Origin of the sequence: Oceaniradius stylonematis (assembly GCF_965223445.1) — a bacterium.
Taxonomy (GTDB): Bacteria; Pseudomonadota; Alphaproteobacteria; order Rhizobiales; family Rhizobiaceae; genus Roseitalea; species Roseitalea stylonematis.
Genome location: NZ_OZ244994.1, coordinates 3,027,791 through 3,053,415 on the forward strand (window position 1 = coordinate 3,027,791; position 25,625 = coordinate 3,053,415).

Annotated in this window: 21 protein-coding genes; 10 read left to right on the forward strand and 11 right to left on the reverse strand. The window is 65.0% G+C overall.

Going from position 1 to position 25,625, the window contains the following annotated elements; genetic code table 11:
- Positions 1–44 precede the first annotated feature (44 nt).
- From ACOQOU_RS14960 to ACOQOU_RS14975, 4 genes are all read left to right on the forward strand, one after another.
- A complete protein-coding gene (locus ACOQOU_RS14960) occupies positions 45–716 on the forward strand; it encodes a response regulator transcription factor (protein ID WP_109767277.1) in 672 nt (223 codons plus the stop codon).
- Entirely contained in the window at positions 716–2,131 is a 1,416-nt protein-coding gene (locus tag ACOQOU_RS14965; protein WP_306024559.1) for a sensor histidine kinase, read from the forward strand. The genes ACOQOU_RS14960 and ACOQOU_RS14965 overlap by 1 nt, the downstream gene beginning before the upstream one ends.
- A gap of 76 nt (positions 2,132–2,207) precedes the next feature.
- Entirely contained in the window at positions 2,208–5,180 is a 2,973-nt protein-coding gene (locus ACOQOU_RS14970) for a bifunctional [glutamine synthetase] adenylyltransferase/[glutamine synthetase]-adenylyl-L-tyrosine phosphorylase (protein ID WP_306024560.1), read from the forward strand.
- A 60-nt stretch (positions 5,181–5,240) separates the two neighbouring features.
- Entirely contained in the window at positions 5,241–5,684 is a 444-nt protein-coding gene (locus ACOQOU_RS14975) for an EF-hand domain-containing protein (RefSeq protein WP_306024561.1), read from the forward strand.
- 8 nt (positions 5,685–5,692) lie between these two features.
- Here the strand turns inward: ACOQOU_RS14975 and ACOQOU_RS14980 are convergent, their stop codons facing one another.
- Together ACOQOU_RS14980 and pepN are read right to left on the reverse strand one after the other, a co-directional pair.
- Positions 5,693–8,008, reverse strand: a complete 2,316-nt coding sequence (locus ACOQOU_RS14980; protein WP_306024562.1) for a PAS domain-containing sensor histidine kinase — start codon at positions 8,006–8,008, stop codon at positions 5,693–5,695.
- Between the two features lie 167 nt (positions 8,009–8,175).
- Positions 8,176–10,836 (reverse strand): aminopeptidase N, encoded by a 2,661-nt coding sequence (gene pepN, locus ACOQOU_RS14985; protein WP_306024563.1) that lies wholly within the window; start codon positions 10,834–10,836, stop codon positions 8,176–8,178.
- A 133-nt stretch (positions 10,837–10,969) separates the two neighbouring features.
- Here pepN and ACOQOU_RS14990 point away from each other — a divergent pair, with 133 nt between their 5' ends.
- Positions 10,970–11,920, forward strand: coding sequence for a DMT family transporter (locus ACOQOU_RS14990; RefSeq protein ID WP_245412875.1), 951 nt, complete (start codon positions 10,970–10,972; stop codon positions 11,918–11,920).
- Between the two features lie 52 nt (positions 11,921–11,972).
- On the opposite strand, the gene ACOQOU_RS14995 is transcribed toward ACOQOU_RS14990, so the two are convergent.
- From ACOQOU_RS14995 to ACOQOU_RS15005, 3 genes are all read right to left on the reverse strand, one after another.
- Positions 11,973–13,214, reverse strand: a complete 1,242-nt coding sequence (locus ACOQOU_RS14995; RefSeq protein ID WP_306024564.1) for an MFS transporter — start codon at positions 13,212–13,214, stop codon at positions 11,973–11,975.
- A 102-nt stretch (positions 13,215–13,316) separates the two neighbouring features.
- Positions 13,317–14,150: a uracil-DNA glycosylase gene (locus ACOQOU_RS15000; RefSeq protein WP_306024565.1), complete on the reverse strand. Its 834-nt coding sequence runs from the start codon at positions 14,148–14,150 to the stop codon at positions 13,317–13,319.
- Positions 14,151–14,186: 36 nt separating this feature from the next.
- On the reverse strand, positions 14,187–14,792 hold the full coding sequence (locus tag ACOQOU_RS15005; protein ID WP_306024566.1) for a hypothetical protein: 606 nt from the start codon (positions 14,790–14,792) through the stop codon (positions 14,187–14,189).
- Between the two features lie 129 nt (positions 14,793–14,921).
- On the opposite strand from ACOQOU_RS15005, the gene ACOQOU_RS15010 reads away from it, so the two are divergent.
- From ACOQOU_RS15010 to ACOQOU_RS15020, 3 genes are read left to right on the forward strand one after another with little or no spacing between them, the layout of a single operon-like run.
- Complete coding sequence (locus ACOQOU_RS15010) at positions 14,922–16,031, forward strand: S-(hydroxymethyl)glutathione dehydrogenase/class III alcohol dehydrogenase (protein WP_306024567.1); 1,110 nt, start codon at positions 14,922–14,924, stop codon at positions 16,029–16,031.
- Complete coding sequence (fghA, locus tag ACOQOU_RS15015) at positions 16,031–16,867, forward strand: S-formylglutathione hydrolase (RefSeq protein WP_306024568.1); 837 nt, start codon at positions 16,031–16,033, stop codon at positions 16,865–16,867. The genes ACOQOU_RS15010 and fghA overlap by 1 nt, the downstream gene beginning before the upstream one ends.
- A gap of 21 nt (positions 16,868–16,888) precedes the next feature.
- Positions 16,889–17,938, forward strand: coding sequence for a zinc-dependent alcohol dehydrogenase family protein (locus tag ACOQOU_RS15020; RefSeq protein ID WP_306024569.1), 1,050 nt, complete (start codon positions 16,889–16,891; stop codon positions 17,936–17,938).
- A 12-nt stretch (positions 17,939–17,950) separates the two neighbouring features.
- Here ACOQOU_RS15020 and ACOQOU_RS15025 read toward each other — a convergent pair whose 3' ends face one another.
- Both ACOQOU_RS15025 and ACOQOU_RS15030 read right to left on the reverse strand, forming a co-directional pair.
- On the reverse strand, positions 17,951–19,675 hold the full coding sequence (locus tag ACOQOU_RS15025; RefSeq protein ID WP_306024570.1) for an electron transfer flavoprotein-ubiquinone oxidoreductase: 1,725 nt from the start codon (positions 19,673–19,675) through the stop codon (positions 17,951–17,953).
- A 540-nt stretch (positions 19,676–20,215) separates the two neighbouring features.
- Entirely contained in the window at positions 20,216–20,668 is a 453-nt protein-coding gene (locus tag ACOQOU_RS15030; protein ID WP_109767265.1) for an Lrp/AsnC family transcriptional regulator, read from the reverse strand.
- A gap of 73 nt (positions 20,669–20,741) precedes the next feature.
- Here ACOQOU_RS15030 and ACOQOU_RS15035 point away from each other — a divergent pair, with 73 nt between their 5' ends.
- On the forward strand, positions 20,742–21,335 hold the full coding sequence (locus ACOQOU_RS15035; protein WP_306024571.1) for a LysE family translocator: 594 nt from the start codon (positions 20,742–20,744) through the stop codon (positions 21,333–21,335).
- Here ACOQOU_RS15035 and ACOQOU_RS15040 read toward each other — a convergent pair.
- A complete protein-coding gene (locus ACOQOU_RS15040; RefSeq protein WP_109767264.1) occupies positions 21,332–22,585 on the reverse strand; it encodes an MFS transporter in 1,254 nt (417 codons plus the stop codon). The two genes, ACOQOU_RS15035 and ACOQOU_RS15040, sit on opposite strands and share 4 nt — an antisense overlap.
- Positions 22,586–22,961: 376 nt before the next feature.
- On the opposite strand from ACOQOU_RS15040, the gene ACOQOU_RS15045 reads away from it, so the two are divergent.
- A complete protein-coding gene (locus ACOQOU_RS15045) occupies positions 22,962–23,531 on the forward strand; it encodes a hypothetical protein (RefSeq protein ID WP_306024572.1) in 570 nt (189 codons plus the stop codon).
- Positions 23,532–23,606: 75 nt separating this feature from the next.
- Here the strand turns inward: ACOQOU_RS15045 and ACOQOU_RS15050 are convergent, their stop codons facing one another.
- From ACOQOU_RS15050 to ACOQOU_RS15060, 3 genes are all read right to left on the reverse strand, one after another.
- Positions 23,607–25,097 carry an AMP nucleosidase gene (locus ACOQOU_RS15050; RefSeq protein ID WP_306024867.1) on the reverse strand — a complete coding sequence of 497 codons (1,491 nt, stop codon included), beginning with the start codon at positions 25,095–25,097 and terminating at the stop codon, positions 23,607–23,609.
- A gap of 98 nt (positions 25,098–25,195) precedes the next feature.
- Positions 25,196–25,378: a hypothetical protein gene (locus ACOQOU_RS15055; RefSeq protein ID WP_109767261.1), complete on the reverse strand. Its 183-nt coding sequence runs from the start codon at positions 25,376–25,378 to the stop codon at positions 25,196–25,198.
- Positions 25,379–25,395: 17 nt separating this feature from the next.
- A complete protein-coding gene (locus ACOQOU_RS15060) occupies positions 25,396–25,563 on the reverse strand; it encodes a hypothetical protein (protein ID WP_196780352.1) in 168 nt (55 codons plus the stop codon).
- Positions 25,564–25,625 lie beyond the last annotated feature (62 nt).

Genomic DNA, 25,625 nt, shown 5'->3' on the forward strand with positions numbered 1-25,625 from the left:
CGCCGCCCTTTTAGGATTACGCCGTGCCTGCTAAGACCCAGCCCATGAAAGTGCTGATCATCGAGGACGACCGGCAGGCCGCATCCTATCTGAAGAAAGCGCTGACCGAGGCCGGCCATACCGCCGATGTCGCCCATGACGGCGACGATGGATACGCCATGGCCAATGGCGGTGCCTATGATGCGCTGATCGTCGACCGGATGCTGCCGAAACGCGACGGCTTGTCGATCGTCTCGCAATTGCGCACCGAAGAAGACCGCACGCCCGCGCTGATCCTGTCCGCCTTGGGCGAGGTCGACGACCGGGTCACGGGTCTGCGCGCCGGCGGTGATGATTATCTGACCAAGCCCTACGCCTTCTCCGAGCTGCTGGCCCGTCTTGAAGTGTTGCAGAGACGCTCGCAGAATGGCGACGGCGACACCGGCTACAAGGTGGCCGATCTCGAACTCGACCGCTTGTCGCGCCGCGTGTCGCGTGCCGGTCAGGAAATCACCCTGCAACCGCGCGAATTCCGCCTGCTCGAATATCTCATGCGCAATGCCGGTCGCGTGGTAACCCGCACGATGCTGCTCGAACATGTCTGGGACTATCATTTCGACCCCCAGACCAATGTGATCGACGTGCACGTCTCGCGGCTGCGCAGCAAGATCGAGAAGGGTTTTGACAAGCCGCTGCTGCACACGGTGCGCGGTGCGGGCTACGTCATGCGCGACTGATGTCCCAGGTGCGCACCCGCCGGCGCTTTGGCGCCGTTTTCCAGACCACGGCGGTGCGCCTTTCGGCGCTCTATCTGCTGCTGTTCAGTGTCTGCGCGATTGTCCTGATCTTCTACATGACGTCGCTCGCCGCAGGCTTCTTCATGAGCGAGACGCGGCAGGCGATCGAGCAGGAGGTCCGCAGTCTCGACCGGGTCTACCAGCGCGGCGGCATGCGCGGGCTCGTCGTCGCGATCGACCGGCGCTCGCGCGCGCCGGGCGCCTTCGTCTATCTGGTGGCCGATCAGACCGGCCGTATCCTCGCCGGCAATGTCCGGTCGCTCGAGCCGGGCGTGCTCGACAAGCAGGGCTGGACGCCGCGGCCTTTTGCCTACGAAAAATTCCGCCCGCGCGCGGTCGGGGACCGCAGCCCGCACGCGATCGCCAACATCTTCCGCTTCGATAACGGGATGAGCGTGCTGGTCGGCCGCGATCTTGGCGAACCGGAGCGGTTTCGCGTCATCGTCCAGCGCTCCTTGATGTTTGCCCTGGGCCTGATGGCACTCGGCGGGTTTCTCATCTGGTTCTTCATCGGACGCCGGGCGCTCAAGCGCATCGATGCCGTGTCGGCAGCCAGTGCCGGCATCGTGGCCGGCGATCTCAGCCGAAGGCTGCCGGTCTCGCGCGCAAATGACGAGTTCGACCGCCTCGCTGGCAGCCTCAACGCGATGCTGGGACGGATCGAGACGCTCAATGACGGACTGCGCGAAGTCTCCGACTCGATCGCCCACGATCTGAAAACGCCGCTGACCCGCCTGCGCAACCGGGCCGAGGACGCGCTGCGCAAAAAGCCGACCGAAGCCGGCTACCGCGACGCTCTCGAAGACATGATCGCCGAGGCCGATCAGCTGATCCGCGTGTTCAACGCCATGCTGCAGATTTCGCGCGTCGAGGCCGGCTACACCAAATTCACGCCCGAGCCGGTCGATCTGGCCGCCGTCGCCGACGAACTGGCCGAACTCTACGCGCCGCTCGTCGAGGATGCGGGCGGCCATCTGGAAAACACGGTGGCGGGGCCGCTCGTCGCCGCCGGCAGCCGCGAACTTGTCGGTCAGGCGGTGACCAACCTTCTCGACAACGCGATCAAGTACGGGCTGACCGAGGCGGGTGGAACCGTCGTCCTGAAGGGGCGGGCGGAAAAGGCCGCCGGCCGGGTCGAACTGCTGGTCTGTGACGGCGGCAAGGGAATTGCGCCGGACGACCGCGAACGCGCCGTGCGCCGTTTCGAGCGGCTCGACGAGAGCCGCACCGAACCCGGCTCGGGGCTCGGTCTGTCGCTGGTCGACGCGATCATGCGCCAGCATGGCGGCGCCTTGCGGCTCGAGGACAATGGTCCTGGCCTCTGTGCCGTCCTGTCCTTTCCCGCTTCGGGCTGACACACGCCATCTGACGACCGCTTTGCCTTGTCGGCCTTACGGGTTAGGTGTGTGCCGTCATCGAGGGGAGAAGCGCGTGTCCACGGCAAGGGAAGACCAGACCGGTAAACGCGATTGGCGCTCCATTGCGGTCGTCGATGGGGGGGCGGCCGAGACCTGCCGCGCCACGCTGATCGAAGCCGCCGAACGCGCAGGCGCGGACCGCCTTCGCGAGGCGCTCGGATCCAGCGACCCGTGGGGCGGCTTTCTGGTCGCCGTTGCGACCCATGCGCCGTTTCTCGCCGCCGCCATGGCGCGGAACGCCGCGACGCTGGACGCGCTCGATCCGTACCGGCTCGACAAGGCGATCGGCGAAACGGTCGCCGCGCTCGATGAACTCGCCCGGTCGGCATCGCCGCCGGACCTGTCCGAACAGGAGCTCTCGCGCCGGTTGCGTGATCTGAAGAGCCGGGCACACCTTCTGATCGCGCTCGGCGACCTTTGCGGTGTGCATACGGTCGAGCAGACGACCGGCCATCTGTCCGCTCTGGCCGAGGCGGCGCTGAACGCGGCGCTCAATTGGCTGCTTCGCGATCTGGCCCGCCAGAACAAGCTGGAACTGGCCGACCCAGGCGATCCGGGCAGGGGCTCGGGCGTGATCGTGCTCGGCATGGGCAAGTTGGGCGCCGGCGAACTCAACTATTCCTCCGACATCGATCTGATCGTCTTCTTCGAGCATGAGCCCGAGGGTCTGACCTGGGTCGATCCCTATGAGGCCGGAGCCAATCTCTCCAAGATGCTGCGGCGGCTGATCCGCATCATGCAGGAGCGCACCGGCGACGGCTACGTCTTCCGGACGGACTTGCGTCTGCGGCCCGATCCCGGCGCGATGCCGCTGGCCATCTCCGTCGATGCCGCGCTCACCTATTATGAGGGCAGGGGCCAGAACTGGGAGCGCGCGGCGCTGATCAAGGCGCGGCCCGTCGCCGGCGACAGGGCTGCGGGCGAGGCGTTCCTTGCCCAGCTCACTCCCTTCATCTGGCGCAAATATCTCGATTATGCGGCTATCGCCGATGTCCAGTCGATCAAGCGCCAGATCCATGCTCACAAGGGCCACGGCGCCATCGCCATCGAGGGCCATAACGTCAAGCTCGGACGCGGCGGCATCCGCGAGATCGAGTTCTTCGTCCAGACCCAGCAACTGATCGCCGGCGGCCGCGCGCCGCACCTGCGCGACCGGCGCACGCTCGAAATGCTGCGGCGCTTTGCCGATGATGGCTGGATCACCGCCGACGCGCGCGATGAGCTGACCGATGCCTATCGCTTCCTGCGCCGCGTCGAGCATGTCGTCCAGATGATCGGCGACGAGCAGACCCACACGCTGCCCGTCATCCATGAGGGCATGGCTGCGGTCGCCGCCCTGATGGGCTTTGAGGAGACCGACGCATTCCGTCTTGCGCTGCGCGAGCGTCTGGTGACCGTCGAGCGCCATTTCGGCGATCTATTCCAGGAAGGCGAAACGCTGGCTGCGGCGGCGGGCAATCTTTCCTTCACCGGCGAAGACCCCGATCCGGACACGCTCACGACCCTGTCGCAGCTCGGCTTCACCCGCCCGGCGGACATGTGGTCGGTGATCAGAAGCTGGCATTTCGGCCGCTATGGCGCGGTCCAGTCGCAAAAGGCGCGCGAGCGGCTGACCGGGATCACGCCCGCCCTGCTGGAGGCCTTCGCCGCCACCGGCCAGCCGGATGACGCGCTGTTGCGTTTCGACGCGTTTCTCAAGGGGCTTCCCACGGGCATTCAACTCTTCTCGATGCTGCATTCCAACCGCCACCTTCTGTCGCTGCTGTTGACCATCCTGTCGGCGGCCCCGCGGCTGTCGGAAATCATCACGAAGCGCCCGCTGGTGTTCGACGGCATGCTGGACCCCGCCTTTTACGAGGGCTTGCCCGACCGCGAGGAGCTGGCTTCGAGCCTCGGCGACTTCCTCGGCGACGCCCGGCACTATGAGGACCGCCTCGACCGGCTGCGCATCTTCGCCGCCGAGCAACGCTTCCTTGTCGGCGTACGATTTTTGACCGGTGCGGCCAAGGCCGAGCAGATGGGCGAGGCGCTGACCAACATCGCCGATCTCGCCATCGCCGAAGCGTTGGATGCGGCACGCCGCGAAGTGGCGCGGCGGCACGGTCATGTACCGGGCGGCGAGTGCTGCGTTCTGGCGCTCGGCCGGCTGGGGTCCCACGAGATGACGGCCGGCAGCGATGTCGATCTCATCCTGCTCTACGACCATCCCGAAGGGATCGACGCCAGCGACGGCGACAAGGAACTCGCGCCGACGCAGTACTACGCCCGGCTCACCCAGCGCCTGATTGCGGCCCTTTCCGCCCCGACCAGCGAAGGCGTCCTCTATGAGGTCGACTTCCGGCTGCGGCCGTCGGGCAACAAGGGACCTCTGGCCACCTCGCTGCGTGCGTTCTCGCACTATCAGCGATCCGAGGCCTGGACGTGGGAGCATATGGCACTGACGCGCGCCCGCGTCGTGACGGGAGACGAGGGGTTGAGTGCGCGGGTCCAAGAGGAGTTGCACGCCATCCTGGCCCTTCCGAGCGATGCCGACGCGGTTCGCGCGGACGTTCTTGCCATGCGCGCAAGGCTTTTGCGGGACAAGCCGCCGCGCGGCGAATGGGACCTCAAACGCGTCTCCGGCGGCATCACCGACATCGATTTTCTCGCCCAGTACTGGCGGCTGACGGCCTTACCAAAGCTTAATTTGAACGGCGCCCGCGCGACCGCTATTTTCAGTGTGCTTGACGATGCGGTGATCGGCGGGCGGCAAAGAGAGGATCTGGTGTCCGCCGCCCATGATTACGCAACGGTCGGCCACATGCTGCGGCTGTGCACGTCCGAGGCCTTCGACCCCGAACAGGCACCCCGTGGTCTCGTGGAGGCCCTGTGCTCGAAGTTCCATGTGCCGGCGATCGGCCATGTCGAGGCGCGTCTGAAAAGCCATCGCGAGCGGGTGGAAGCCATTTTCCACGACGTGATCGGTGAACCGGTGCCGGAGGCGTGACGGGAAGCATGCCGGCGGCCTTGCATCGCGGGATGACGAACGATGCAAAGGTATACGTCAATGACTCTCTTCAGAAAAATCAACATTGCCCTTCTCGCAGCCGTGGTGACCGTAACCGGGGCAGGTATAGCCCTTGCTGACGATCGCGGCGGCAAACGCGGTGAAATGCGCTTCGAGCGGCTCGACGCCGACAGCGACGGTTCGGTCACGTTTGCGGAGTTCTCCCGCCCGATGATGGAGCGCTTCAACGAAGCCGATGCCGACGGCGACGGGACGATCAGTGCCACCGAACTGGAAGAGGCGCTTGAAAGCCGCCGCGCCGAGCGTCGCGCCAGCCACATGATCGAACGGTTCGACATTGACGGCGACGAGCGCGTCTCGGCCGACGAGATCGTCAACCGCCAGGAAAAGATGTTCGCGCTGATGGATCGCGACGATTCGGGCGTCATTACCGAAGACGAACTGCCGCGCCGCTTTGCCGGCGGCAAGCGCCGCGGCGACTGATCGGCCGATCAGGCCTGACCGGGCGCGGCATCGTCCGCGTCCGGTTGCCCGTCTTCATCGACCGGCAGACGGACCACAACGATCGTCCCGTGACCCGGCCGCGACCGGATGGTCACCGTGCCGCCATGCAGCTCGACCAGCGACTTGGAGATCGCCAGGCCAAGGCCTGACCCGCCATGGTTCTTGGAGAACTGGTTGGCGACCTGCTCGAACGGCCGCCCCAGCCGCTTGAGCGCATCGGGCGGAATGCCGCAGCCATCGTCGGCAATGAGAATCCGTGCCCTTGCGCCGTCGACTTTCGCCCGAATGCGGATGCTGCCGTCCTGATCGGTGAACTTGACCGCATTGGTCAGAAGATTGATCAGAATCTGCTTCATTGCCCGCCGGTCGGCATGGATGTGCATTGCCGGCGCCACGCCTTCCTCGATCGTGATCGACTTCGCCTTGGCCTGCAGTGACACCATCTGCACGACCTCGCCGATCAGCGGCGCCAGATCGGTGTCCTGCCGGTCGAGAATGACACGGCCCGCCTCAATCTTCGACATTTCCAGAATGTCGTCGATGACGTTGAGCAGGAACGCGCCGCTGTCGTGGATGTCGGCGATGTATTCGTCATACCGTTCCGAACCCAGCGGACCGAACATGCGTTGCTGCATCATCTCCGAAAAGCCGATGATCGCGTTGAGCGGCGTGCGCAATTCGTGGCTGACATTGGCCAGGAACTCGGTCTTGGCCTGATTGGCCGCTTCCGCCCGGTCCTTGGCGTCGAGGAACTTGTGGTTGATCTCCTCGAGCGCGTGCGCCTTTTCCTGCTCGGCCTGGCGGGCGATCGACAGGTCCTGGATGGTTGCCATCAGCCGTCGCTCGGAATCGGTCAGTCGTTCTTCCTGCAGCTTGAGCTGGGTGATGTCCGCACCGACTGAAATTGTTCCACCGGCCGGGGTCGGCCGCTCGTTGATCTGCAGCCAGCGTCCGTCCTCGATCTGGCGTTCGAGCGTCACGGCGCCGTCGCCCGCCTGCGGAATGCGCCGCTCGGTCACCGGCTCGCGCATCAGCGCCCGGATTTCCGCCCGCTTCATGCCGGTGCGGATCGAGCCCTCGCCCAGTCCGTTGATTTCCATGAACTTTCGGTTGCAAAGGACGAGCCTGTCCTGCTTGTCCCACAGCGCGAAGCTCTCCGATGTGCTCTCGATGGCGGCCTTCAGGTTCTGGCTGGCGATCTGCGACAGTTCCGTCAGGCGGTGCTGCTCGGTCATGTCGACGGCGATGCCGATCAGATGATTGCCATGGCCGGGATGTTCGGCCAGTTCGGTGCGGATGCGCAGGCGTACATAATGGCCTTCGGCGTGCCGCATGCGCAGGATGCGATCGACGCCCTTGATCTCCATCGCCGCGGCCCGTTCGGCGAGATCGAACAGGTCCGCATCCTCGGGGTGCACGAGCTTGGACACCTCGCCAAACGACAGGACGTCGTTGACGGGCGCATAGCCCAGAAGATCGAACATGGATCGCGACCAGTAGATGCGGCCGCGCGCCAGATCCCAATCCCACAGGCCGCAATGGCCGCGCGACAGCGCCAGATCCATGCGCTTGTGGGTTTCGCAATAGACCTGGTCGGCCTCGTGTGCACGCGCCACCTGCCCGAAATAGGCATAGAGCAGGATGAGAAGGATCGACGACATGGCGACGAAAAGCGCCACGTTCATCGAAGCGCGCTGCCGCCACGGCGTGTAGATCGCGCCGGTCGGCTGCAGGGCGAGGATGACGAAACCGTCGGCGTCCGAGACTTTCGACGCGGCGGCGAGGCAAGGCTTGTCGCCGAGCATGACGGTCTGCACGCCTGCATCCTGACCGAACATCGTCAGCGGCTGCACCCCGTCGAGCCGACTCGCAAGACGGTCGCCGATCATGTCGGTCGTTCCGCCGCGCTGGCTGATCACCGTGCCGCCGGCGTCCGCGACGATGAACATGCGGCCGGTGGAGAGTGCCTCGGCCGGCAAGGCGCGCGACAGGATGCGGTCGAAATCGGCCGCGCCATGTGGCGCAAACCCGTTACGCTCGGCTTCGCGCACCGCAGCGGCGCCGGTGTCGGCCAGCAGCGACAGCATGATCCGGGCCGACTGGCCTGCCTGTTCGCGGTCGTTCATCAGAGCCATCGCGCGGGCGCTGAAGACAATCGCAAGGAAGACGAGGATCAGGACCGGGATCGAGCGCTTCAGCCATGGTTCGAGCGCGAGGAGGCGCTGAAAGGCCGGTTCAGCGAGAAAGCGCGCGAGGCCGGTCATGCCCCCCGGTTCTGCCTTGCTGGTCTCGCTGACTGCCACGTGCTCTCCCTCCGACAGTTCGACACTGCCGGCCCCCGACGGATTCTTGCCGATTGTTCCTGAAACGCGACACGCCCACTCGAACTGCCGAATCGCAGACAATGAATCAAAACCGATTCGGCCTGTCCACAGCCGTTAACGATTTTTTTACCCCGCCATTTCGGGGGTCAGGCCAGCGTGCGGTCGATAATGTCGGCCAGATCGCGTGAGACGCGGTCGCCTCGTCGCAGCGACTCGATGGCCGTTTTTGCGCGCTGGCGCCGGCCCGGCTCGAGGTTTCGCCAGGCCCGCATCGCCGTCATCAGGCGCGCGGCAACCTGCGGGTTCTTCGCATCGATCCGCCCGATCGCCGCGCACAAGAGCTCGTAGCCCTTGCCGTCGGCGCGGTTGAAGGCGACCGGATTGCCGGTGGCGAACGCGCCGATCAGCGAGCGCAGCCGGTTGGGATTGTCCCAGGAAAAGCCGGGCGCTTTGGTCAGCGCCTGCACGGTTTCCACCGTCTCGGCGCGCGGAACCGTCGCCTGGATGGTGAACCATTTGTCGAGCACGATCGGCTCGGCGCGGAACGCGGTCCGAAACGCTTCGAGCGCCTGCGCGGCGGCTTCGCTTTCGGGTGCAAGATGGGTCAGCACCATCAACGCATGGGCGCGATCGGTCATGTTGTCGGCTTCGGCGAGAGCCTGTTCGGCCAGATCGGTGCTGCGCGCGGCATGGCACAGCATGGTCAGGGCCACATTGCGCAATGCGCGGCGGCCGGCCCCCTCGGCGCCCGGGTCATAGGCGTTGCGCGGCTGCAGTTCGTGATAGATGCGGGCAAACACGCGCTCGCAGGCCTTTGCCAGGTGCTCGGTGACGCCGCGCCGCGCCTTGTTGATCGCATCCGGATCGATGTCGCGGCCGATCTCGCGGGCAATGTCGGTTTCGGCCGGCAGCGTCAGGCAAAGAGCGCGGTAGGCATTGTCGAACGTCCCATCGCCGGCAACGGCCGAAAAGATATCGACAAGCGCATCGCTCGCCGCGGCCGGATCCCCCGCCGAGACGGCCCGCGTCGCCTTGATCAGGTCTTCCATCGCCAGGCTGTTGAGCGCTTCCCAGCGTGAGAACGGATCGCTGTCATGGCGTGCGAGAAAAAACCGGTCGCGCGTGGGCGCCTGCGGCACCCGCGTCACCGGCGCGGAAAATCCGCGCAGCACCGACAGGACCGGTTCCTCGGCGACGCCGGTAAAGACGATTTCGTGCTTCGGTTCGGTGATCACCAGAACTCCGTCCTCGCCCTCTTGCTGCATCGTCCGGGCGCCGCTCACCGCGTCATGGTCGAGTGTCGAGCCGTTCTTGCCTGCGAGCGCGAAGGCGATCGGGATGACCATCGGTGCGTTCGGCGTGCCGGCAACCGGCGGCTTCAGGCTCTGGTTGACGGTTACCGCGAATGTCCGCGCCGTCCGGTCGTAGCGCGTCGTGATCGCCAGATTGGGCGTGCCGGGCTGATCGTACCAGAGCGCGAACTGCGTCAGGTCCGTCTGCGCCGCTTCGGCAAAGCAGGCCAGGAACTGTTCGATGGTCGCCGCCTCTCCGTCATGGCGCTGGAAATAGAGATCCATGCCGGCGGCAAAGCCCTTGGCGCCCAGCAGCGTGCGCAGCATTCGCACGATCTCGGCGCCCTTCTCGTAGACGGTTGCCGTGTAGAAATTGTTGATCTCGCGATAGGTGCGCGGCCGCACGGGATGCGCAAGCGGGCCCGAATCCTCGGGAAACTGATGCGCCCGCAAGAGCCGCACATCGCCGATCCGCTTGACCGGACGCGAACGCATGTCGGCGGAGAACTCCTGGTCGCGATAGACCGTCAGTCCTTCCTTCAGGCAAAGCTGGAACCAGTCGCGGCAGGTGATGCGGTTGCCCGTCCAGTTGTGGAAATACTCATGCGCGATGATCGCCTCGATCGACGCATAGTCCTGGTCGGTCGCGGTACGCGGATCGGCCAGCACATATTTGTCGTTGAAGATGTTGAGGCCCTTGTTCTCCATCGCGCCCATGTTGAAATCGGACACGGCGACGATCTGGAAGATGTCGAGATCATATTCGAGACCGAAACGCTCTTCGTCCCAGCGCATCGACCGCTTGAGCGCATCCATCGCATAAGCGGCGCGCGGCTCCTTGCCGTGTTCGACATAGATCTTCAGCGTGACCAGACGTCCCGATGCCGTCGTGAATTCGTCCTCCACCACGCCAAGATTGCCGGCAAAAAGCGCGAACAGGTAGGACGGCTTGGGGTGCGGGTCGTGCCAGACCGCATAGTGGCGGCCATCGCCCAGATCGCCGTTCTCGACGGGATTGCCGTTCGACAGGAGCAATGGCACGTCCTTGCGGTCCGCTTCGATCCGCACCGCGTAGACCGACAGGACGTCCGGCCGGTCGAGGAAATAGGTGATGCGGCGGAAACCTTCGGCCTCGCATTGCGTGCAGTAATTGCCGCCGGTGCGGTAGAGCCCCATCAACTGGGTGTTCGCGGTCGGATCGACGACCGTCTCGATCTCCAGCGTGAACGTCTCGGACGCCGGGGGCGCGTTGACGACGAGCGCGTCGGCGGTTGCGCTGACGGCGTTGTCGCCCGCGTCTGCGCCGTCGATCCGCGCGCCGACGAATGTCAGCCCGTCGCCGTCCAGTGTCAGCGGCGTGCCGGGCGCGACGCCGGCCCGCCGCCGCATCTGCAGCTTCGCCGTGACGCGCGTCCGGGTCGGGTCGAGGCGGAACACCAGGTCGGTCTTGTCGATCAGATAGTCGCTTGGCCGATAATCGCCCAGCCTGATGACCTGTCCGGTTTCGGTTCGCATCGCCTCTTGCCCTTCGTTACCATCCCGACCGCCAAAGCGCCCGTTTACACGATCGCATCCGGGCCGTCATGGGCAATTGCGCGCGGGTGCGGTGGCCTTGCATTCGTCTGCCGGCGGGTTCATTGAAGCCCATGTGACCGGCCCGGCAGCATCTCCCGCACCCGAACAGAACCCGCTCCTCGGCATCGCCCTGAAGGTGGCCTCGGTCTGCGCCTTCATGGCGATGGCGACCGCCATCAAGATTGCCGGGCAGTTGCCGCCCGGCCAGATCGTCTTCTTCCGATCCTTCTTCGCCATCCTGCCGATCGTCGCCTATCTGCTGGTCACGCGGCAGTTCACGGATGCCTGGTACACGGACCGCCCGTTGAGCCATGTGCTGCGCGGTCTGGTCGGGGTGAGCGCGATGGGCCTTGGATTTTTTGGCCTGACCCGCCTGCCGCTGCCAGATGCCATCGCGATCGGCTATGCGCGGCCGCTGCTCACGGTCGTGCTCGGCGCCCTGATTCTCGGCGAGGTCGTCCGCCGCTATCGCTGGAGCGCCGTCATCATCGGGCTGGTCGGCGTCATGATCATCTCCTGGCCCAATCTGCAACTGCTGCGCGGCGGCGGCGATGCCGGCCAGGCCGCCGGGGCGCTTGCCACTTTCCTGTCGGCCTGCCTTGCCGCCTTCGCTTTCGTACTCGTGCGCCGGCTGGTCGATACCGAGAAGACCGCGACGATCGTGCTGTACTTCTCGATCACGGCCAGCGTACTCGCGCTGTTCTCGATCCCGTTCGGCTGGAGCGCGCTCACCGCAGTCCAGACGTCGGCTCTGGTCGCCGCCGGCTTCTGTGGGGGTCTGGGGCAGATCCTCCTCACTCAGAGCTATCGCTACGCGGAAACATCGACGATCGCGCCCTTCGAATACACGTCGGTCGTGCTGTCGATCGTCATCGGAATCGCGCTGTTCGCCGAATATCCGACGGCCGCCACACTGGTCGGCTCGGCCATCGTCGTCGCCTCGGGCATTTTCATCATCTATCGCGAGCACCGGCTGGGCCTCGAACGCGGCAAGGCGCGGCCGGTAACCCCGCCGCACGGCTGAGCAGAAAAACCTCCTCCTGGGATGTCAGCGTCGAAGGACGTGGCCGTGTTGTTCACTCCTCGTCCGAGCGCGGATCGAGCGTGAACATCTCGGGCGTCTGGCTGCGGGTCACCGGCACATAGGTGTAGTCGGTCATCTCGTCGGCCGGCACCGCTTCGCGCTGGGTGATGCGCCAGGCCGCGTATCCGCCGAAGATGGCGAATGCGACCGCCAGCGAGAGAAAAAAGCCGCCCGGCCCGAGGCTGACGATCAGAAAGCCCGACAGGACCGGCCCGATCATCGCGCCGGCCCCGTTGACCACCAGAAGCCCCGACGAGATTTCAACGAACTCGCTGGGTTCGGCATAATCGTTGGCATGGGCGACGACCAGCGAATAGATCGGAAACAGAACCGCTCCGAGGATGAACACGGTGATGAAAATGCCCGGTGCCGACGCGGCGCCCGGTACGATCTGGTAGGCGATGGCGCAGCCGACACCGACAATGCCGGCGAAGATCATCACATAGCGCCGGTCCATGCGGTCCGACGCGCGGCCCAGCGGCAACTGGAAGACCGCGCCGGAAATCATCGCCAGCGCAAGCATCAGCGGGATCTGGTTGCCCGACAGGCCGGTCTGTTCGGCGAACACCGGCGCCTGGAAGTTCCATATGCCGGCGATGATGCCGGTCATCAGCATGCCGACCATCGCGGCGGGCGAATTGCGGTAGAGCTTGCGCAGATCCAGCGTCACCTGCGTCAGCGGCTGCGGCGAAACGGCGTTGGAAAGTCCGGTGGGGATCACCGCCATGGCGTAAAGAAGGGCGGCGATGATGAACAGCGTCGTCGTCGCCGGATCGCCGAGCAACACCATGAACTGGCCGGCCATCATGCCGACCATGTTCATGATCATGTAGAATGAGAAGATTTGGCCGCGCGACTCGTTGGTGGCTTTTTCGTTCAGCCAGCTTTCCACCACCATGTAGGCTCCGGCGAGCGCAAAGCCCGCCACGCCGCGAAACGCGATCCACGCCAGCGGATGAACGATCAGCGCATGGAACAGGAGCGACATGGCGAGCAGCGTCGCCAGCACCGCATAGACGCGCACATGGCCGACCCGGCGCACCATGCGCGGCACGATCACGCAGCCGGCGGTAAAGCACAGCGCATAGCCAAAGCCGATCCAGCCGATGATGACCGGGCTCCAGCCCTCCAGCCCCGCGCGCAGCGGCAGCGTGATGCCGGTCAGCCCGCTGCCGGCGAGCAGGAAGAATGTCGAGAGCATCAGCCCCGTGACCGGAACGATGTTACGCAGCATGGATGGCTCCCAGGGCTTCCGGCCGGACTGACATATTCAAGGTAATCGAGCGCGATGCCGAAGGCGCGTCCGCCGGCGACACGGTTTTGCGAAGGGGCGCCGTTAGGCCGTGTTGCCGTCTCCTGTCAAACGCTTTTTCAGCGCCAGGAGATCGAGCCATGCCATGCGCTTGAAGCGCGGTTGCTCGCGCAGGAAGGCGGGGTCGAACAGCGCCGTCACCGGAACAGCGCCGGCACCGAAATCGGTCTCGGCCCACGTGCCGCGCAACTGCATGATCGTCTTTTTCGAGCCGTGCAGTTGCTGGCTGGCCGCGTTGCCGAGCGCGACGATCAGGCGCGGCCTCGCGAGGGCGATCTGCCGATGCAAGAGCGGCGCGCAGATCTTCATGTGCAGCGGCGTCGGCCGCTCGCCGCCCGGCACGGTCCAGGGCACGCAAAAGCCGGCATAGATGTCGGCCTTGCTGTCGAGCCCGATCGCCGCCAGCATCTTGCCCAGAAGGATGCCGTCGATCCCGGAAAAGGCCTCGGCGTTCTTGTCGTCGTCGCGAGACGGCGCCGCGCCGACCAGCATCACGTGAGCGCCGCGTGTGCCGCCCTCAAAGATGGTGCTGCGCGCGCTGCGCTTGAGATTGCAGCCTTCGAAGGCCTCGACCGCGGCCCGCAGCGCGTCCAGATCGGCTGCGCCGGCGGCCGTTTGCTGCGCAAGGCCGACCGCCTCACCGTCGGGTATGCGGGCCGCTGGCGCCGGGGCCGTTACGCCTTCCGCTGCCGCCGGCGGATTGGGCGCCGGCGTCGTCGGCGCTGTGCGCGGTTGCTGCTCCGGCGCGGCGAACCGGTCCGATGGCTCGGCGTCGAGCGCGAAGTCGAGCCCGCTTTCGGCATAAAAGCGCAGCAGTTGCTCAAGTTCGTCGCGGGTCGGTTCGGCGGTCGCGGTCATGGCCCTGTGTCGCAGACGGCGCGGCGCGGCGCAACGTCACGATGCGGGGATGCGCGGGTCGAACCGGATGTAGAACAGCCGCGCCGGCGTCAGATCGGTGATCAGGAAGCGGAACCGCACCGTTTCGCCCGGATCGACGAATCCGTCCTGGAACAGGATCCGGTCAAACGGCTCGAAATCCAGACGGCTGTCGGCGAAGCGGTCCGAAACGACGCTGTAATTGCCGGTGCGGCGCTGGTCGAACGACAGCCCGTCGCCATAGACGCTGGCCTGGCCCAGCATCTCCTGCAGCTCGAACTCCGCGCCGATCCACGGCAGGCCCGAAATGTTCTGTGCCGTGATGTCGAAATGCAGCGTTCCGGTCGCGTGGGTTTTGGGATGGGCGAACGGGTTGATCGGCTTGGTGGCGCGGATGACGAGCGTCGAAGCCGTTGCGGCGAAGACCTGCTGGTCGATGCGGATCGGATCGGTCCGGGTGCCGAGCCCGGACAGGGCGATGATGCGAAAGCCGCCCAGCGTATCGGAAAAATCGTAGCCTGCCGTCAGCTCCGGCGGTTCGGCACGGACAGCGATATTCTGTCCGGATGCGGCGCCGCCCGTCGCGATGAACAGCGCCGCCGCCATTCCCGCCTTTGCAATCATCGATCCGCTTGCCGCCATGCGGACAAGATAGCGCGGTTGGCCGGGCCCGCAACGGCGAAGCCCGATTTGAACTTGCGCCGGCGAGCCTATCCATGCCTAATCGGACAAAAACGGCGGGAGGATCGGGCCATGAAGACGCGTGCGGCGGTCGCATTCGAGGCGGCAAAACCCCTTGAAATCGTTGAAGTCGATCTGGAGGGTCCCCGCGAAGGCGAGGTGCTGGTGGAGGTCAAGGCGACCGGCATCTGCCACACCGACGAATTCACCCTGTCTGGCGCCGATCCGGAAGGCGCATTCCCCGCAATTCTCGGCCATGAGGGCGCGGGCATCGTCGTCGAGACCGGCCCGGGCGTCACATCGGTCGAGGTCGGCGACCATGTCATCCCGCTCTATACGCCCGAATGCCGCGAGTGCGAGTACTGCCTGAACCCCAAGACCAATCTGTGCCAGAAGATCCGCTCGACCCAGGGGCAGGGCGTGATGCCGGACGGCACTTCGCGCTTTTCCTACAAGGGCGAGAAACTGTTGCACTATATGGGCTGCTCGACCTTTTCGAACTACACGGTCCTGCCCGAGATCGCGCTGGCCAAGGTGCGCAAGGACGCGCCCTTCGACAAGATCTGCTACATCGGCTGTGGCGTGACCACCGGCATCGGCGCGGTCATGTTCACCGCAAAGGTGGAACCCAATTCGACCGCCGTCGTGTTCGGCCTGGGCGGCATCGGGCTGAACGTCATCCAGGGCCTCAAGCTCGTCGGCGCACGCCAGATCGTCGGCGTCGACATGAACCCTGCCAAGGAGGCGATCGCGCGCCAGTTCGGCATGACCGACTTCGTCAACCCCAAGGATGTTTCCGGTGATCTGACCGGCTATCTGGTCGAACTGACCGGCGGCGGCGCGGACTATTCGTTCGAATGCATCGGCAATGTCGACGTGATGCGAACGGCGCTGGAATGCTGCCACAAGGGCTGGGGCACCTCGGTGATCATCGGCGTCGCGCCGGCGGGCGCCGAGATTTCGACCCGGCCGTTCCAGCTCGTGACCGGCCGCAACTGGCGCGGCTCGGCCTTCGGCGGCGCGAGGGGCCGCACCGACGTGCCGCGCATCGTCGATATGTACATGGAGGGCCGCATCGATATCGACTCGCTGATCACCCACACCATGCCGCTCGAAGACATCAACAAGGGCTTCGACCTGATGCATGCGGGCGAGAGCATCCGCTCGGTGGTGCTGTATTGATGCAGGAGGCGCTGCGCCACAAATCGTTCGGCGGCTGGCTGACGGTCCACGATCACGACAGCGCGGTCACCAACTGCACCATGCGTTTTGCGGTCTATACGCCGCCGCAGGCCGCCGACGGCCCGGTGCCGGTCTTGTGGTATCTGTCGGGGCTGACCTGCACCTGGCAGAACGTCAACGAAAAGTCCGGCATCCAGCGCCATGCGGCCGAACACGGCATGATGGTGGCGTTTCCGGACACCTCGCCGCGCGGCGAGGGAGTGGCCGACGACGAAGCCTACGATCTGGGGCAGGGCGCCGGCTTCTATCTGACCGCGACCGAGGACCCTTGGGCGCGGCATTTCCGCATGGACCGCTACATCGCCGAGGAACTGCCGGCGCTTGTTGCCGATCGTTTTCCGGCAGCCGACATGAACCGGCAGGGCATTTTCGGCCATTCCATGGGCGGGCACGGCGCGCTGACGCTGCATCTGAAGCATCCCGAACGCTATCGGTCCGTGTCCGCCTTCGCGCCGATCGTGGCGCCGAGCAAGGTGCCATGGGGGCAAAAGGCGTTTGCGACCTATCTGGGCGCCGACCGGTCGGCATGGCAGGCTTATGACGCCACCGAACTGGTCGCCCGACAACGGTCAAAGGCGCACATCCTGATCGACCAGGGCGCCGCCGACCAGTTCCTGGCCGAGCAGTTGCGGCCCGAACTCTTCGCAGAAGCCTGCCGCCATGCCGGCCAGCAACTGACGCTCAACATGCGCGACGGCTACGACCATTCCTACTATTTCGTTGGCACGTTCATGGCCGACCATTTCGCCCATCATGCGTCCGTGCTGAAGCGCTGACGTCGAGGCCGGGGAAAACCGATGAAAGCGGCGCTTCTGGAACGGTTCGACGGCCCGTTGACTGTGACGTCCGTGCCCGATCCGGTGTGCCCGGCCGATGGCACGATCGTCGCCGTGCGTGCCTGCGGCGTCTGCCGATCCGATCATCACGCCTGGAAAGGGCTCGATCCGGACGTCGCCCTGCCGCATGTGATGGGCCATGAATTTGCCGGCCAGATCGTCGAGGTCGGCCCGCAATGCCGCCATTTCCGGGTCGGCGACCGGGTCACCGCGCCGTTCATATTGAGCTGCGGTCATTGCACAGATTGTCAGGCCGGCCGGCCAACGGTCTGCGCTGATCAGGAGGGCATCGGTTTCACGGTCTGGGGCGCGTTCGCCGAGCGCATCGCGATCAGTGCTGCCGATTTCAACCTTGTGCATCTGCCCGACGCGATAGATTTCGTGCCCGCTGCCGGCATGGGCTGCCGCGTCACGACAGCGTGGCGCGCCCTCACCGACCGGGCGCAACTGGCGCCCGGCGAGTGGCTGGTCGTGCATGGCGCGGGCGGCGTCGGCCTGTCGGCCACTATCATCGCCGGCGCGCTCGGCGCGCGGGTCCTCGCCGTCGATATCAGCGACGATGCCCTCACCAAGGCCACCGAGCTGGGCGCCAATGCGGTCCTGAACGTGTCAGGTATCGACGATGTGGGCGAAGCGGTGCGCGATCTGACCGGTGGCGGCGCGCATGTGTCGATCGATGCGCTCGGCAGCGGCCTCACCTTCACAAACTCCCTCAGGTCGCTGCGCAAGCTAGGCCGGCACGTTCAGGTGGGCATGCCGGTCGGCAGTCATGCGACCGTGCCGCTTCCGCTGCTCGAACTGGTCTATGCGCGGCAATTGACGCTGCATGGCACGCGCGGTCTCGGCGCGCGCCAGTTCGCGCCGCTGATGGACATGATTGCCGGTGGCCGCCTCGACCCCGCGCCGCTCGTAACCCGCACGATCCCATTGTCGACGGCCGGCGCCGCGCTCGCCGAGATGGATGGCGGCCAGCCGGCCGGGGTCACGGTGATCGATCTGGCGCTCGGCTGAGCGCTTGACCCCTCACATGTTCGGGTAGACCGGGCCTTCGCCGCCCTGCGGCACCGTCCAGTTGATGTTCTGGTTGGGGTCCTTGATGTCGCAGGTCTTGCAGTGCACGCAGTTCTGCGCGTTGATCTGGAACCGCACCGCATCGTCCGGTTGGCGCTCGGCACCATCGCCGATCGTGTCGCCATCGGCATTGAGCCACTCATAGACGCCGGCCGGGCAATAACGCCAGGACGGGCCGGCATAATCGGCATATTCGGAGCGCTTCTGCAGCCCGTCATCGGCGACCTTGAGATGGATCGGCTGGTCTTCCTCGTGATTGGTGTTGGACAGGAACACCGATGACAGGCGGTCGAACGTGATCTCGCCGTCGGGCTTGGGATAGGCGATCGGCTTGTGCCTGGAAGCCGGCTCGAGCGCCTCATGGTCGGCCTTGCCGTGACCAAGCGTTCCAAGCGGCGACCAGCCGCCGGTCAGCTGGTTGATCCACATGTCGATGCCGCCAATGCCGACGCCGACCATGGTGCCGAAGCGCGACCAGAGCGGCTTGACGTTGCGCACCTTTTTGAGGTCATCGCCGATCGGGCTGCCGCGCCAGTCGGCCTCATAGGCATCGAGCGCATCGTCGTTGGCGCGGCCTTTGGACAGCGCCTCGGCGGTTTTGTCGGCCGCCAGCATGCCCGACAGCATCGCATTGTGGCTGCCCTTGATACGCGGCACGTTGACGAAGCCGGCGGAGCAGCCGATCAGCGCGCCGCCCGGGAACGAGACCTTGGGCACCGATTGCCAGCCGCCCTCGGTGATGGCGCGCGCCCCGTAGGAGATGCGCTTGGCGCCCTCGAACGTCTCGCGGATCATCGGGTGCGTCTTGAAGCGCTGGAACTCCTCGAACGGCTTGAGATAGGGGTTCTTGTAGTTCAGGTGGACGACGAAGCCGACGGCCACCAGATTGTCCTCGAGGTGATAAAGGAACGAGCCGCCCCCCGTCCGGTTGCCGAGCGGCCAGCCGAACGAATGCTGGACGAGGCCGGGCCAGTGCTTGGCCGGATCGACCTGCCAGAGCTCTTTCAGGCCGATGCCGTACTTGCCGGGCTGCTTGCCCTCATCAAGCGAGAACTTCGCGATCAGCTGCTTGGCGAGCGAACCGCGCACGCCTTCGCCGATCAGGACATATTTGCCGTGCAGTTCCATGCCGCGCGCGAACATCGCCGTCGGCTCGCCGTCGCGGCCGATGCCCATGTCGCCGGTGGCGACGCCCTTGACCGCGCCATTGTCGTCGAAGATCAGCTCGGCGGCGGCAAAGCCTGGATAGATTTCAACGCCGAGCGCCTCGGCGCGGCCGGCCAGCCAGCGGCACACATTGCCCAGAGAAGCGATGTAGTTGCCATGGTTGTTCATCAGCGGCGGCATCATGAAGTTGGGCAGGCGCATGCCGCCCGCCGGCCCCAGATAGAGGAAATGGTCGTCGGTGACCGGCGTCTTGAGCGGCTGGTCCGGATCGTCGCGCCAGTCGGGGATCAGCGTGTCGAGGCCGACCGGATCGATCACCGCGCCCGACAATATGTGCGCGCCCACTTCGGCGCCCTTTTCGAGGACGACGACGGAAATGTTCTCGTCGATCTGCTTGAGCCGGATCGCGGCCGCAAGCCCCGCGGGCCCCGCGCCGACGATGACGACATCGAACTCCATCGACTCCCGCGGTTCGTTCCTGGGATCGTCCGCCCCGTTGGCTTCGCTCATCATTGTCCTCCGGTGACGCGTGCCGTCCCGCATCGGCTGCGGGCCGCGTCCTGTTGTTGTCAGTCCGCCGGCAGTTAGCCCGCGCGCGCCCGACCTATCAAGATGCGTCGACGCCGCAACGCTTCGGCGCAGTGCCTTTCCCGTAATTTACTTTGACGTAAACGTCAATAATTCGGCATTCGACAACCGTGCCTTGTCGGTCGCAGCGGAAGCCTCAAGGCGCCGCATGCCGAGATGCGGGCGCCAATCCCATGACCCTTCCAGGCACCGTTTCGGCAAGCTCGGCATCGCACCTCAGGATGATGGGAACTGGCGGCGAGCCTCGAAAGGGGCAAGCCCATGCGCCATGGTTCTTGAAGACGCGGCCGGTTGCCTTGGCGTGGTCGACAAAGGCCCGCGTTTGTCATTGGGCACGGCGGCGACAAATCCGTGGACATAGGCCATGGCGCGTCGTCCCGATGCGATCTCTTTCCGAAACAGCCTATGCGTCGTGCATAATGGCCACAAGACCAGCGGCAAAACCGAGCGGCCAGCAGACGCTCACGCCCGCTCGTCCTTGGGCGAGCCCATCACCACATAGGTCGTGATCGAGCGGACCTGCGGAATTGCGCCGAGCACATCGGCGTGGAACCGCTTGTAGGCGGCGATGTCGGCCACCTCGACGCGCAGCAGATATTCGATCAGCCCCGTCACATTGTGGCATTCGCGCACCTCGGGCACATGCGCCACCGCGCGCTCGAACGCGTCCTGGGCGGCCTTGGAATGGTCGGCCAGCCCGATGCCGACATAGGCGGTGAACGCCTGGCCCAGCTTCGACCGGTCGATCACCGCCCGGTATCCGCCGATCACGCCGGACCTTTCGAGCTCCTGGACGCGGCGCAGGCAGGCCGAGGGCGACAGATTCACCCGCGCAGCCAGATCGATGTTGCTGATCCGCCCGTCCGCCGAAAGAACGCGCAATATTTCTTCGCTTTTTGCGTCGACTGCCTTCATCGATTGCGCATATAGCCGGAAATGGCTCAATAAAGAAAGCACATTGCGCGCCAACTGGGCGCATGATTGTGCGATGAACGCCGAACTGCTCGCCGCCTTTGCCACCTTCGCCTTCGTCTCGTCGGTCACGCCGGGGCCCAACAATCTGATGCTTCTGGCGTCGGGCGCCAATTTCGGGCTGGTGCGGACCATCCCGCACATGCTGGGCATCGGCATCGGCTTCACCGTGATGATCGTTCTGGTCGGCGTCGGGCTGATGCAGGTCTTCGATGCCGTGCCGGCCAGCTACACGATCCTCAAGATCGTCTCGGTCGCCTATCTGCTCTGGCTGGCCTTCAAGATCGCCAATGCCGGTGCGCCGCAAGGGGGCGAGACGCAGGGCACACCGATGACGTTCCTGCAGGCTGCCGCTTTCCAGTGGGTCAATCCCAAGGCCTGGACGATGGCGCTGACGGCGATCACGATCTACGCGCCGGACCGCAGCCTGTCGGCGATCGTGCTGGTCGCGCTGGTCTTCGGCGTGATCAACCTGCCGACCGTCAGCACCTGGACGCTGATCGGCCAGCAGATGCAGCGCTTCCTGACCGATGCGCGGCGCCTGCGCGCCTTCAACTGGACCATGGCGGCACTGCTGGTGGCTTCGCTCTGGCCGGTGCTTGCCGGTTAGCGGTCGTCGTCCGCCTGATCGTCTTCGTCGGCGCGCGGGTTCATCGCGAGCGTTTCGGGCGTCGAGAAGCGCGCGGTCGGCATGCGCACATAGGCTCTGCGGATGGCGGCGGCCGCGCGCTGACGGATGCGCCAGATCGTAAAGCCGATAAGCATCGTGTGGGCCGCCGCGATCGTCATGAAAAGACCCTCGGGTCCGGCAAAGCCCATCACGCCGCCCGCGATCAGCGGCCCCGCGATCGAACCGATGCCGAACAGCAGCAGCAGCCCGCCCGACGTGCGCAGGAAGTCGTCCGCCGCCGCATGGTCGTTGGCGTGGCTGACCAGCAGCGGATACATGGTGTGGATGAACGCACCGAACAGGCCGGCTCCGATCAGGATCGGCATGGCGTCCCGGGGCGCCGCGACGATGAAATAGACAGAGGTCGCAACGGCCAGAACGCCCACGGCGATGAGCACATGGCGGCGGTCGGTCTTGTCGGACGCATAGCCGACCGGCACCTGCGCCACCGCGCCAGCAATCAGGGTCGCCGACAGGAAGATGGCGATGGCGGTCACGCTCATGCCGATCGCGTTGCCATAGACGGCGGCCAGCGTGCCGAACGCCGAGTTGGCCATGCCGACGAGCACGATGCCGACGACGGCGACCGGCGAATTGCGCCACAATTTGGGAATATCGAGTGACACTTCGGTCAGCGGCTTTGGCTGCTGCGAGGCGTAAAGCGCCGTTGGGATCATCGCGAGCGCATAGAAGACGGCGCCGAGCACGAAGAATGTCTCCGCACCGGTGTCGCCGAGCGGCAGCACCATCTGGCCGATGGTGGTCGCGGTCAGGTTGACCATCGCATAGATGCCGAAAACGCGGCCGCGGCTGTCGGGGCCGGAACGCTCGTTCAGCCAGCTCTCCATGATCTGCTGGGCGCCGGCAAAGCAGAAGCCCGACAGCGCCCTGAGAGGAATCCATGCGGCCGGATGCATCAGCAACAGGGAAAGCAGGATCGCCACGCTTGCCAGCGCCGTCATCGCGCCGAACGAGCGGATATGGCCGACGCGCTTGACCGTGCGCGGCACGATCAGGCAGCCGAGCACGAAGCCGACCGCCCATCCCGTGCCCAGAAGCCCGAGCGAAAACGCCGAGAACCCTTCCTGAGCGCCGCGCACCGGCAGGATCAGCCCGTTGACGCCGCCGGCGAACATCAGCGCCGATGCGCCGATCAGGAGCGGAGCGGTGGATTTGGGCAGGAGTGGCATCAATTTCCTTTTGCCATCGTCTTGCCAGAACAGGGTGGACGAAAAACCAAGATCCCGTCGATGACGGGCTATGGTGCGGTGGCGCTGCATTGGCCGGCACGACAGACACCATAACCAAGAGATTTGCCAGATCTACCGCTTGTTTTGACTGCTCGCGCCACCTGTCGGCCGAACTCCCAAGGCCGAACGGGGCTCGCCCGACAGTCGATTGGCAGTCGGAACTCGATGACAATAAAAACGAATCAACGGACAAGTTTTGGTGGAATTTTTGGTTGTCATATCTGCTTGATTTTAGGGATAATCATCGATCAATTTGCCAATCGATCAATTTTGTATATCATATTAATTTCGTTTATTTCTATCCGGGAGGGTGCCGATGTCTGAAGAGAGTATCAAGAGAGTGCTCGGTGTAGCGGATTATGACGCCTACTGGATAGGCAAGTCATTATTGGTTCGGCTGACAGCGCGCGGTTTGCTGCCCTGCTTCAACTACACCGCACAATTGGAGCAGCGCCCCGAACGCGTCTCACCGCCCAACTGGAACATGGTCTTCTATACGCCGGATGTTTGCATGACGGCCCTTCGTCCCTTCGAGGTAAGCGTGGTGATGTCCAATGTCGGTGGTGCCTCTTCACTGAGGGTTTTTGATGCAACGGGCGAGAACGAAGTGAAGATCCGCCACGAGTCCGACCGGGAGCAGACGACCAATCTGCAATCCGCGTTGGAGAAGGACCAGTTCGTGGTCCATGCCAGAGTGCCGAAGGGGGCTTCAGGCCACCATGGGTGCATCGTGGTTCCGGCCGACATGGTTGTATCCGCCATCTACTATCGGGCATACGGGCCGGCATCGAAAGCCGACTGCGATGCGTTCGTGGCCAAGAACTGTGATGTATCGATCACCGCCGGAGGGGAAATCCCTTGGCCGATGCTGACCGACGAACAGTGAGGTGCTTGCTTCAAACGGCCGCTGGCGCCAGCCCGGGTCCGTGAAAAGCCGTTTCGGATCAGATACCAAAACCCCCTACTGAAACGCCGTCTCCGAAAAGCTGCGCAGTTTCCGCGAATGCAGCCGTTCGGGCGGCATCTGCGCCAGCTTCTCCATCGCCTTGATGCCGATGATCAGATGCTGGTTGACCTGCGTGCGGTAGAACTCGGTCGCCATGCCCGGCAGCTTGAGTTCGCCATGCAGCGGCTTGTCGGAGACGCACAAAAGCGTGCCGTAGGGCACGCGGAAGCGGAAGCCGTTGGCGGCGATCGTCGCCGATTCCATGTCGAGTGCAATCGAGCGTGACTGCGACAGCCGTTTGACCGGCCCGCGCTGGTCGCGCAGCTCCCAGTTGCGGTTGTCGATCGTGGCGACCGTGCCCGTGCGCATGATGCGTTTGAGATCGTAGCCCGAAAGGCCTGTCACCTCCGCCACCGCCTGTTCCAGCGCGACCTGAACCTCGGCCAGCGGCGGCACCGGCACGGACAGCGGCAGATCGTCGTCCAGCACCGAATCCTCGCGCACATAGGCATGCGCCAGCACATAATCGCCCAGCTGCTGCGTGTTGCGCAGGCCCGCGCAATGGCCGAGCATCAGCCAGGCATGCGGGCGCAGTACCGCGATATGGTCGGTGATCGTCTTGGCGTTGGACGGGCCGACGCCGATATTGACCATGGTGATGCCGGTGCGGTCCGGCCGCGTCAAATGATAGGTCGGCATTTGCGGCAGGCGCGATGGCGGTGCGCCGCTCTCCGGCTCGGCCGCGCCGGCGCGCGTCACCACATTGCCCGGCTCGACGAAACTCTCATATCCGGAATTGGTGTCGGCGATCTGCTCGCGCGCAAAGGCGCAGAACTCGTCGATGTAGAACTGGTAGTTGGTAAAAAGGACGAAGTTCTGGAAATGCCACGGGCTTGTCGCGGTGTAATGCGACAACCGGTGCAGCGAATAATCGACGCGCTGGGCGGTGAACGGGGCAAGCGGCGAGGGCTGGCCGGGCGCCGGTTCGAAGTCGCCGTTGGCGATGTCGTCATTGGTCACGTTCAGGTCCGGTACGTCGAACACGTCGCGCAGCGGACGCGCCAGCTGGTCGGCCTTGGCGCCATCGACATGGGTGCCTTCCAGGAACGCGAAGTGCAGCGGGATCGGCGTGCCCGACTCCGACACCTCGACCGCCACACTATGGTTCTTCAGCAAGAGCCCGATCTGCGTTTCCAGATAGCTGCCGAACAGGTCGGGTCGGGTCACGGTGGTCGCGTAATGGCCCGGCTGGGCCAGATGGCCGTAGGCGAGCCGCGAATCCACCTGATTGTAGCTGGCCGTCCTGACCGAGAGCTGCGGATAATAGGCGCGCACGCGCCCCTCCAGATCGCCCTTGTCGGTCATCTCGGAAAACGCGTCGCGGATAAAGGCCGTGTTGCGCTCGTAAAGCGCGCGCAAGGCGGCAACCGCCTCGGCGGGATCGGTGTAGAAGGTGGGGCGCTCGGGCGGCGGGGTCAGAAACCCGGCACTGTCCTGGCCGGCCATGGGGTGTGATTCGTCTGTTCTCTTGTCCATGCACAATCATATACGGCCAGATCATTGCGCGCAAAAGACGCAACGCGGCGATCTCTGGCCCGGTCGCGTCACGGCCGCATCAGGCTGACATAGAGGACGAAACCCACGCCGTTTCCCTTGCGGGCGCCTTCGTCCGCCTGGGCGGCGGCGAAGCCGGCCAGCGGGCCGATGAACAAGGTGGCCAGAAGCGCGGCGCGTCCGAAGGCGCGAACAGTCTGAAAACGGCGGCGGTTTGTTGTGTGCATGGTCATGATCGGCCCCTGACGAGTTACTGGCGCGGGATGGCGCACACGCGCGGGCGCTCGAAGACGCACGGCACGGTCGATTGAATTTTCCAGGAATAGGCCGGCCCGCTGCTCTGCTCGATCAGGCTGATCAGCGCGAACGCGAAGATCATGGCGATCAGGCAGATGATGATGAAGCGTCGTGCGAGCATCGGCTGTGTCCCTTTCCTGCCGCACACATTAGACAGGGGGCACTGAACCGGCGCTGAGGTCG

Coding starts and splice junctions, on each gene's coding strand:
- ACOQOU_RS14975 (WP_306024561.1), top strand. CDS start 5,241: ATGACTCTCTTCAGAAAAATCAACATTGCCCTTCTCGCAGCCGTGGTG.
- ACOQOU_RS15000 (WP_306024565.1), bottom strand. CDS start 14,150: ATGACCGCGACCGCCGAACCGACCCGCGACGAACTTGAGCAACTGCTG.
- ACOQOU_RS15020 (WP_306024569.1), top strand. CDS start 16,889: ATGAAAGCGGCGCTTCTGGAACGGTTCGACGGCCCGTTGACTGTGACG.
- ACOQOU_RS15030 (WP_109767265.1), bottom strand. CDS start 20,668: ATGAAGGCAGTCGACGCAAAAAGCGAAGAAATATTGCGCGTTCTTTCG.
- ACOQOU_RS15010 (WP_306024567.1), top strand. CDS start 14,922: ATGAAGACGCGTGCGGCGGTCGCATTCGAGGCGGCAAAACCCCTTGAA.
- ACOQOU_RS15060 (WP_196780352.1), bottom strand. CDS start 25,563: ATGCTCGCACGACGCTTCATCATCATCTGCCTGATCGCCATGATCTTC.
- ACOQOU_RS15025 (WP_306024570.1), bottom strand. CDS start 19,675: ATGAGCGAAGCCAACGGGGCGGACGATCCCAGGAACGAACCGCGGGAG.
- ACOQOU_RS15050 (WP_306024867.1), bottom strand. CDS start 25,097: ATGGCCGGCCAGGACAGTGCCGGGTTTCTGACCCCGCCGCCCGAGCGC.
- ACOQOU_RS15055 (WP_109767261.1), bottom strand. CDS start 25,378: ATGACCATGCACACAACAAACCGCCGCCGTTTTCAGACTGTTCGCGCC.
- ACOQOU_RS14960 (WP_109767277.1), top strand. CDS start 45: ATGAAAGTGCTGATCATCGAGGACGACCGGCAGGCCGCATCCTATCTG.
- pepN (WP_306024563.1), bottom strand. CDS start 10,836: ATGCGAACCGAAACCGGACAGGTCATCAGGCTGGGCGATTATCGGCCA.
- ACOQOU_RS15035 (WP_306024571.1), top strand. CDS start 20,742: ATGAACGCCGAACTGCTCGCCGCCTTTGCCACCTTCGCCTTCGTCTCG.
- ACOQOU_RS14965 (WP_306024559.1), top strand. CDS start 716: ATGTCCCAGGTGCGCACCCGCCGGCGCTTTGGCGCCGTTTTCCAGACC.
- ACOQOU_RS15045 (WP_306024572.1), top strand. CDS start 22,962: ATGTCTGAAGAGAGTATCAAGAGAGTGCTCGGTGTAGCGGATTATGAC.
- fghA (WP_306024568.1), top strand. CDS start 16,031: ATGCAGGAGGCGCTGCGCCACAAATCGTTCGGCGGCTGGCTGACGGTC.
- ACOQOU_RS15040 (WP_109767264.1), bottom strand. CDS start 22,585: ATGCCACTCCTGCCCAAATCCACCGCTCCGCTCCTGATCGGCGCATCG.
- ACOQOU_RS14995 (WP_306024564.1), bottom strand. CDS start 13,214: ATGCTGCGTAACATCGTTCCGGTCACGGGGCTGATGCTCTCGACATTC.
- ACOQOU_RS15005 (WP_306024566.1), bottom strand. CDS start 14,792: ATGATTGCAAAGGCGGGAATGGCGGCGGCGCTGTTCATCGCGACGGGC.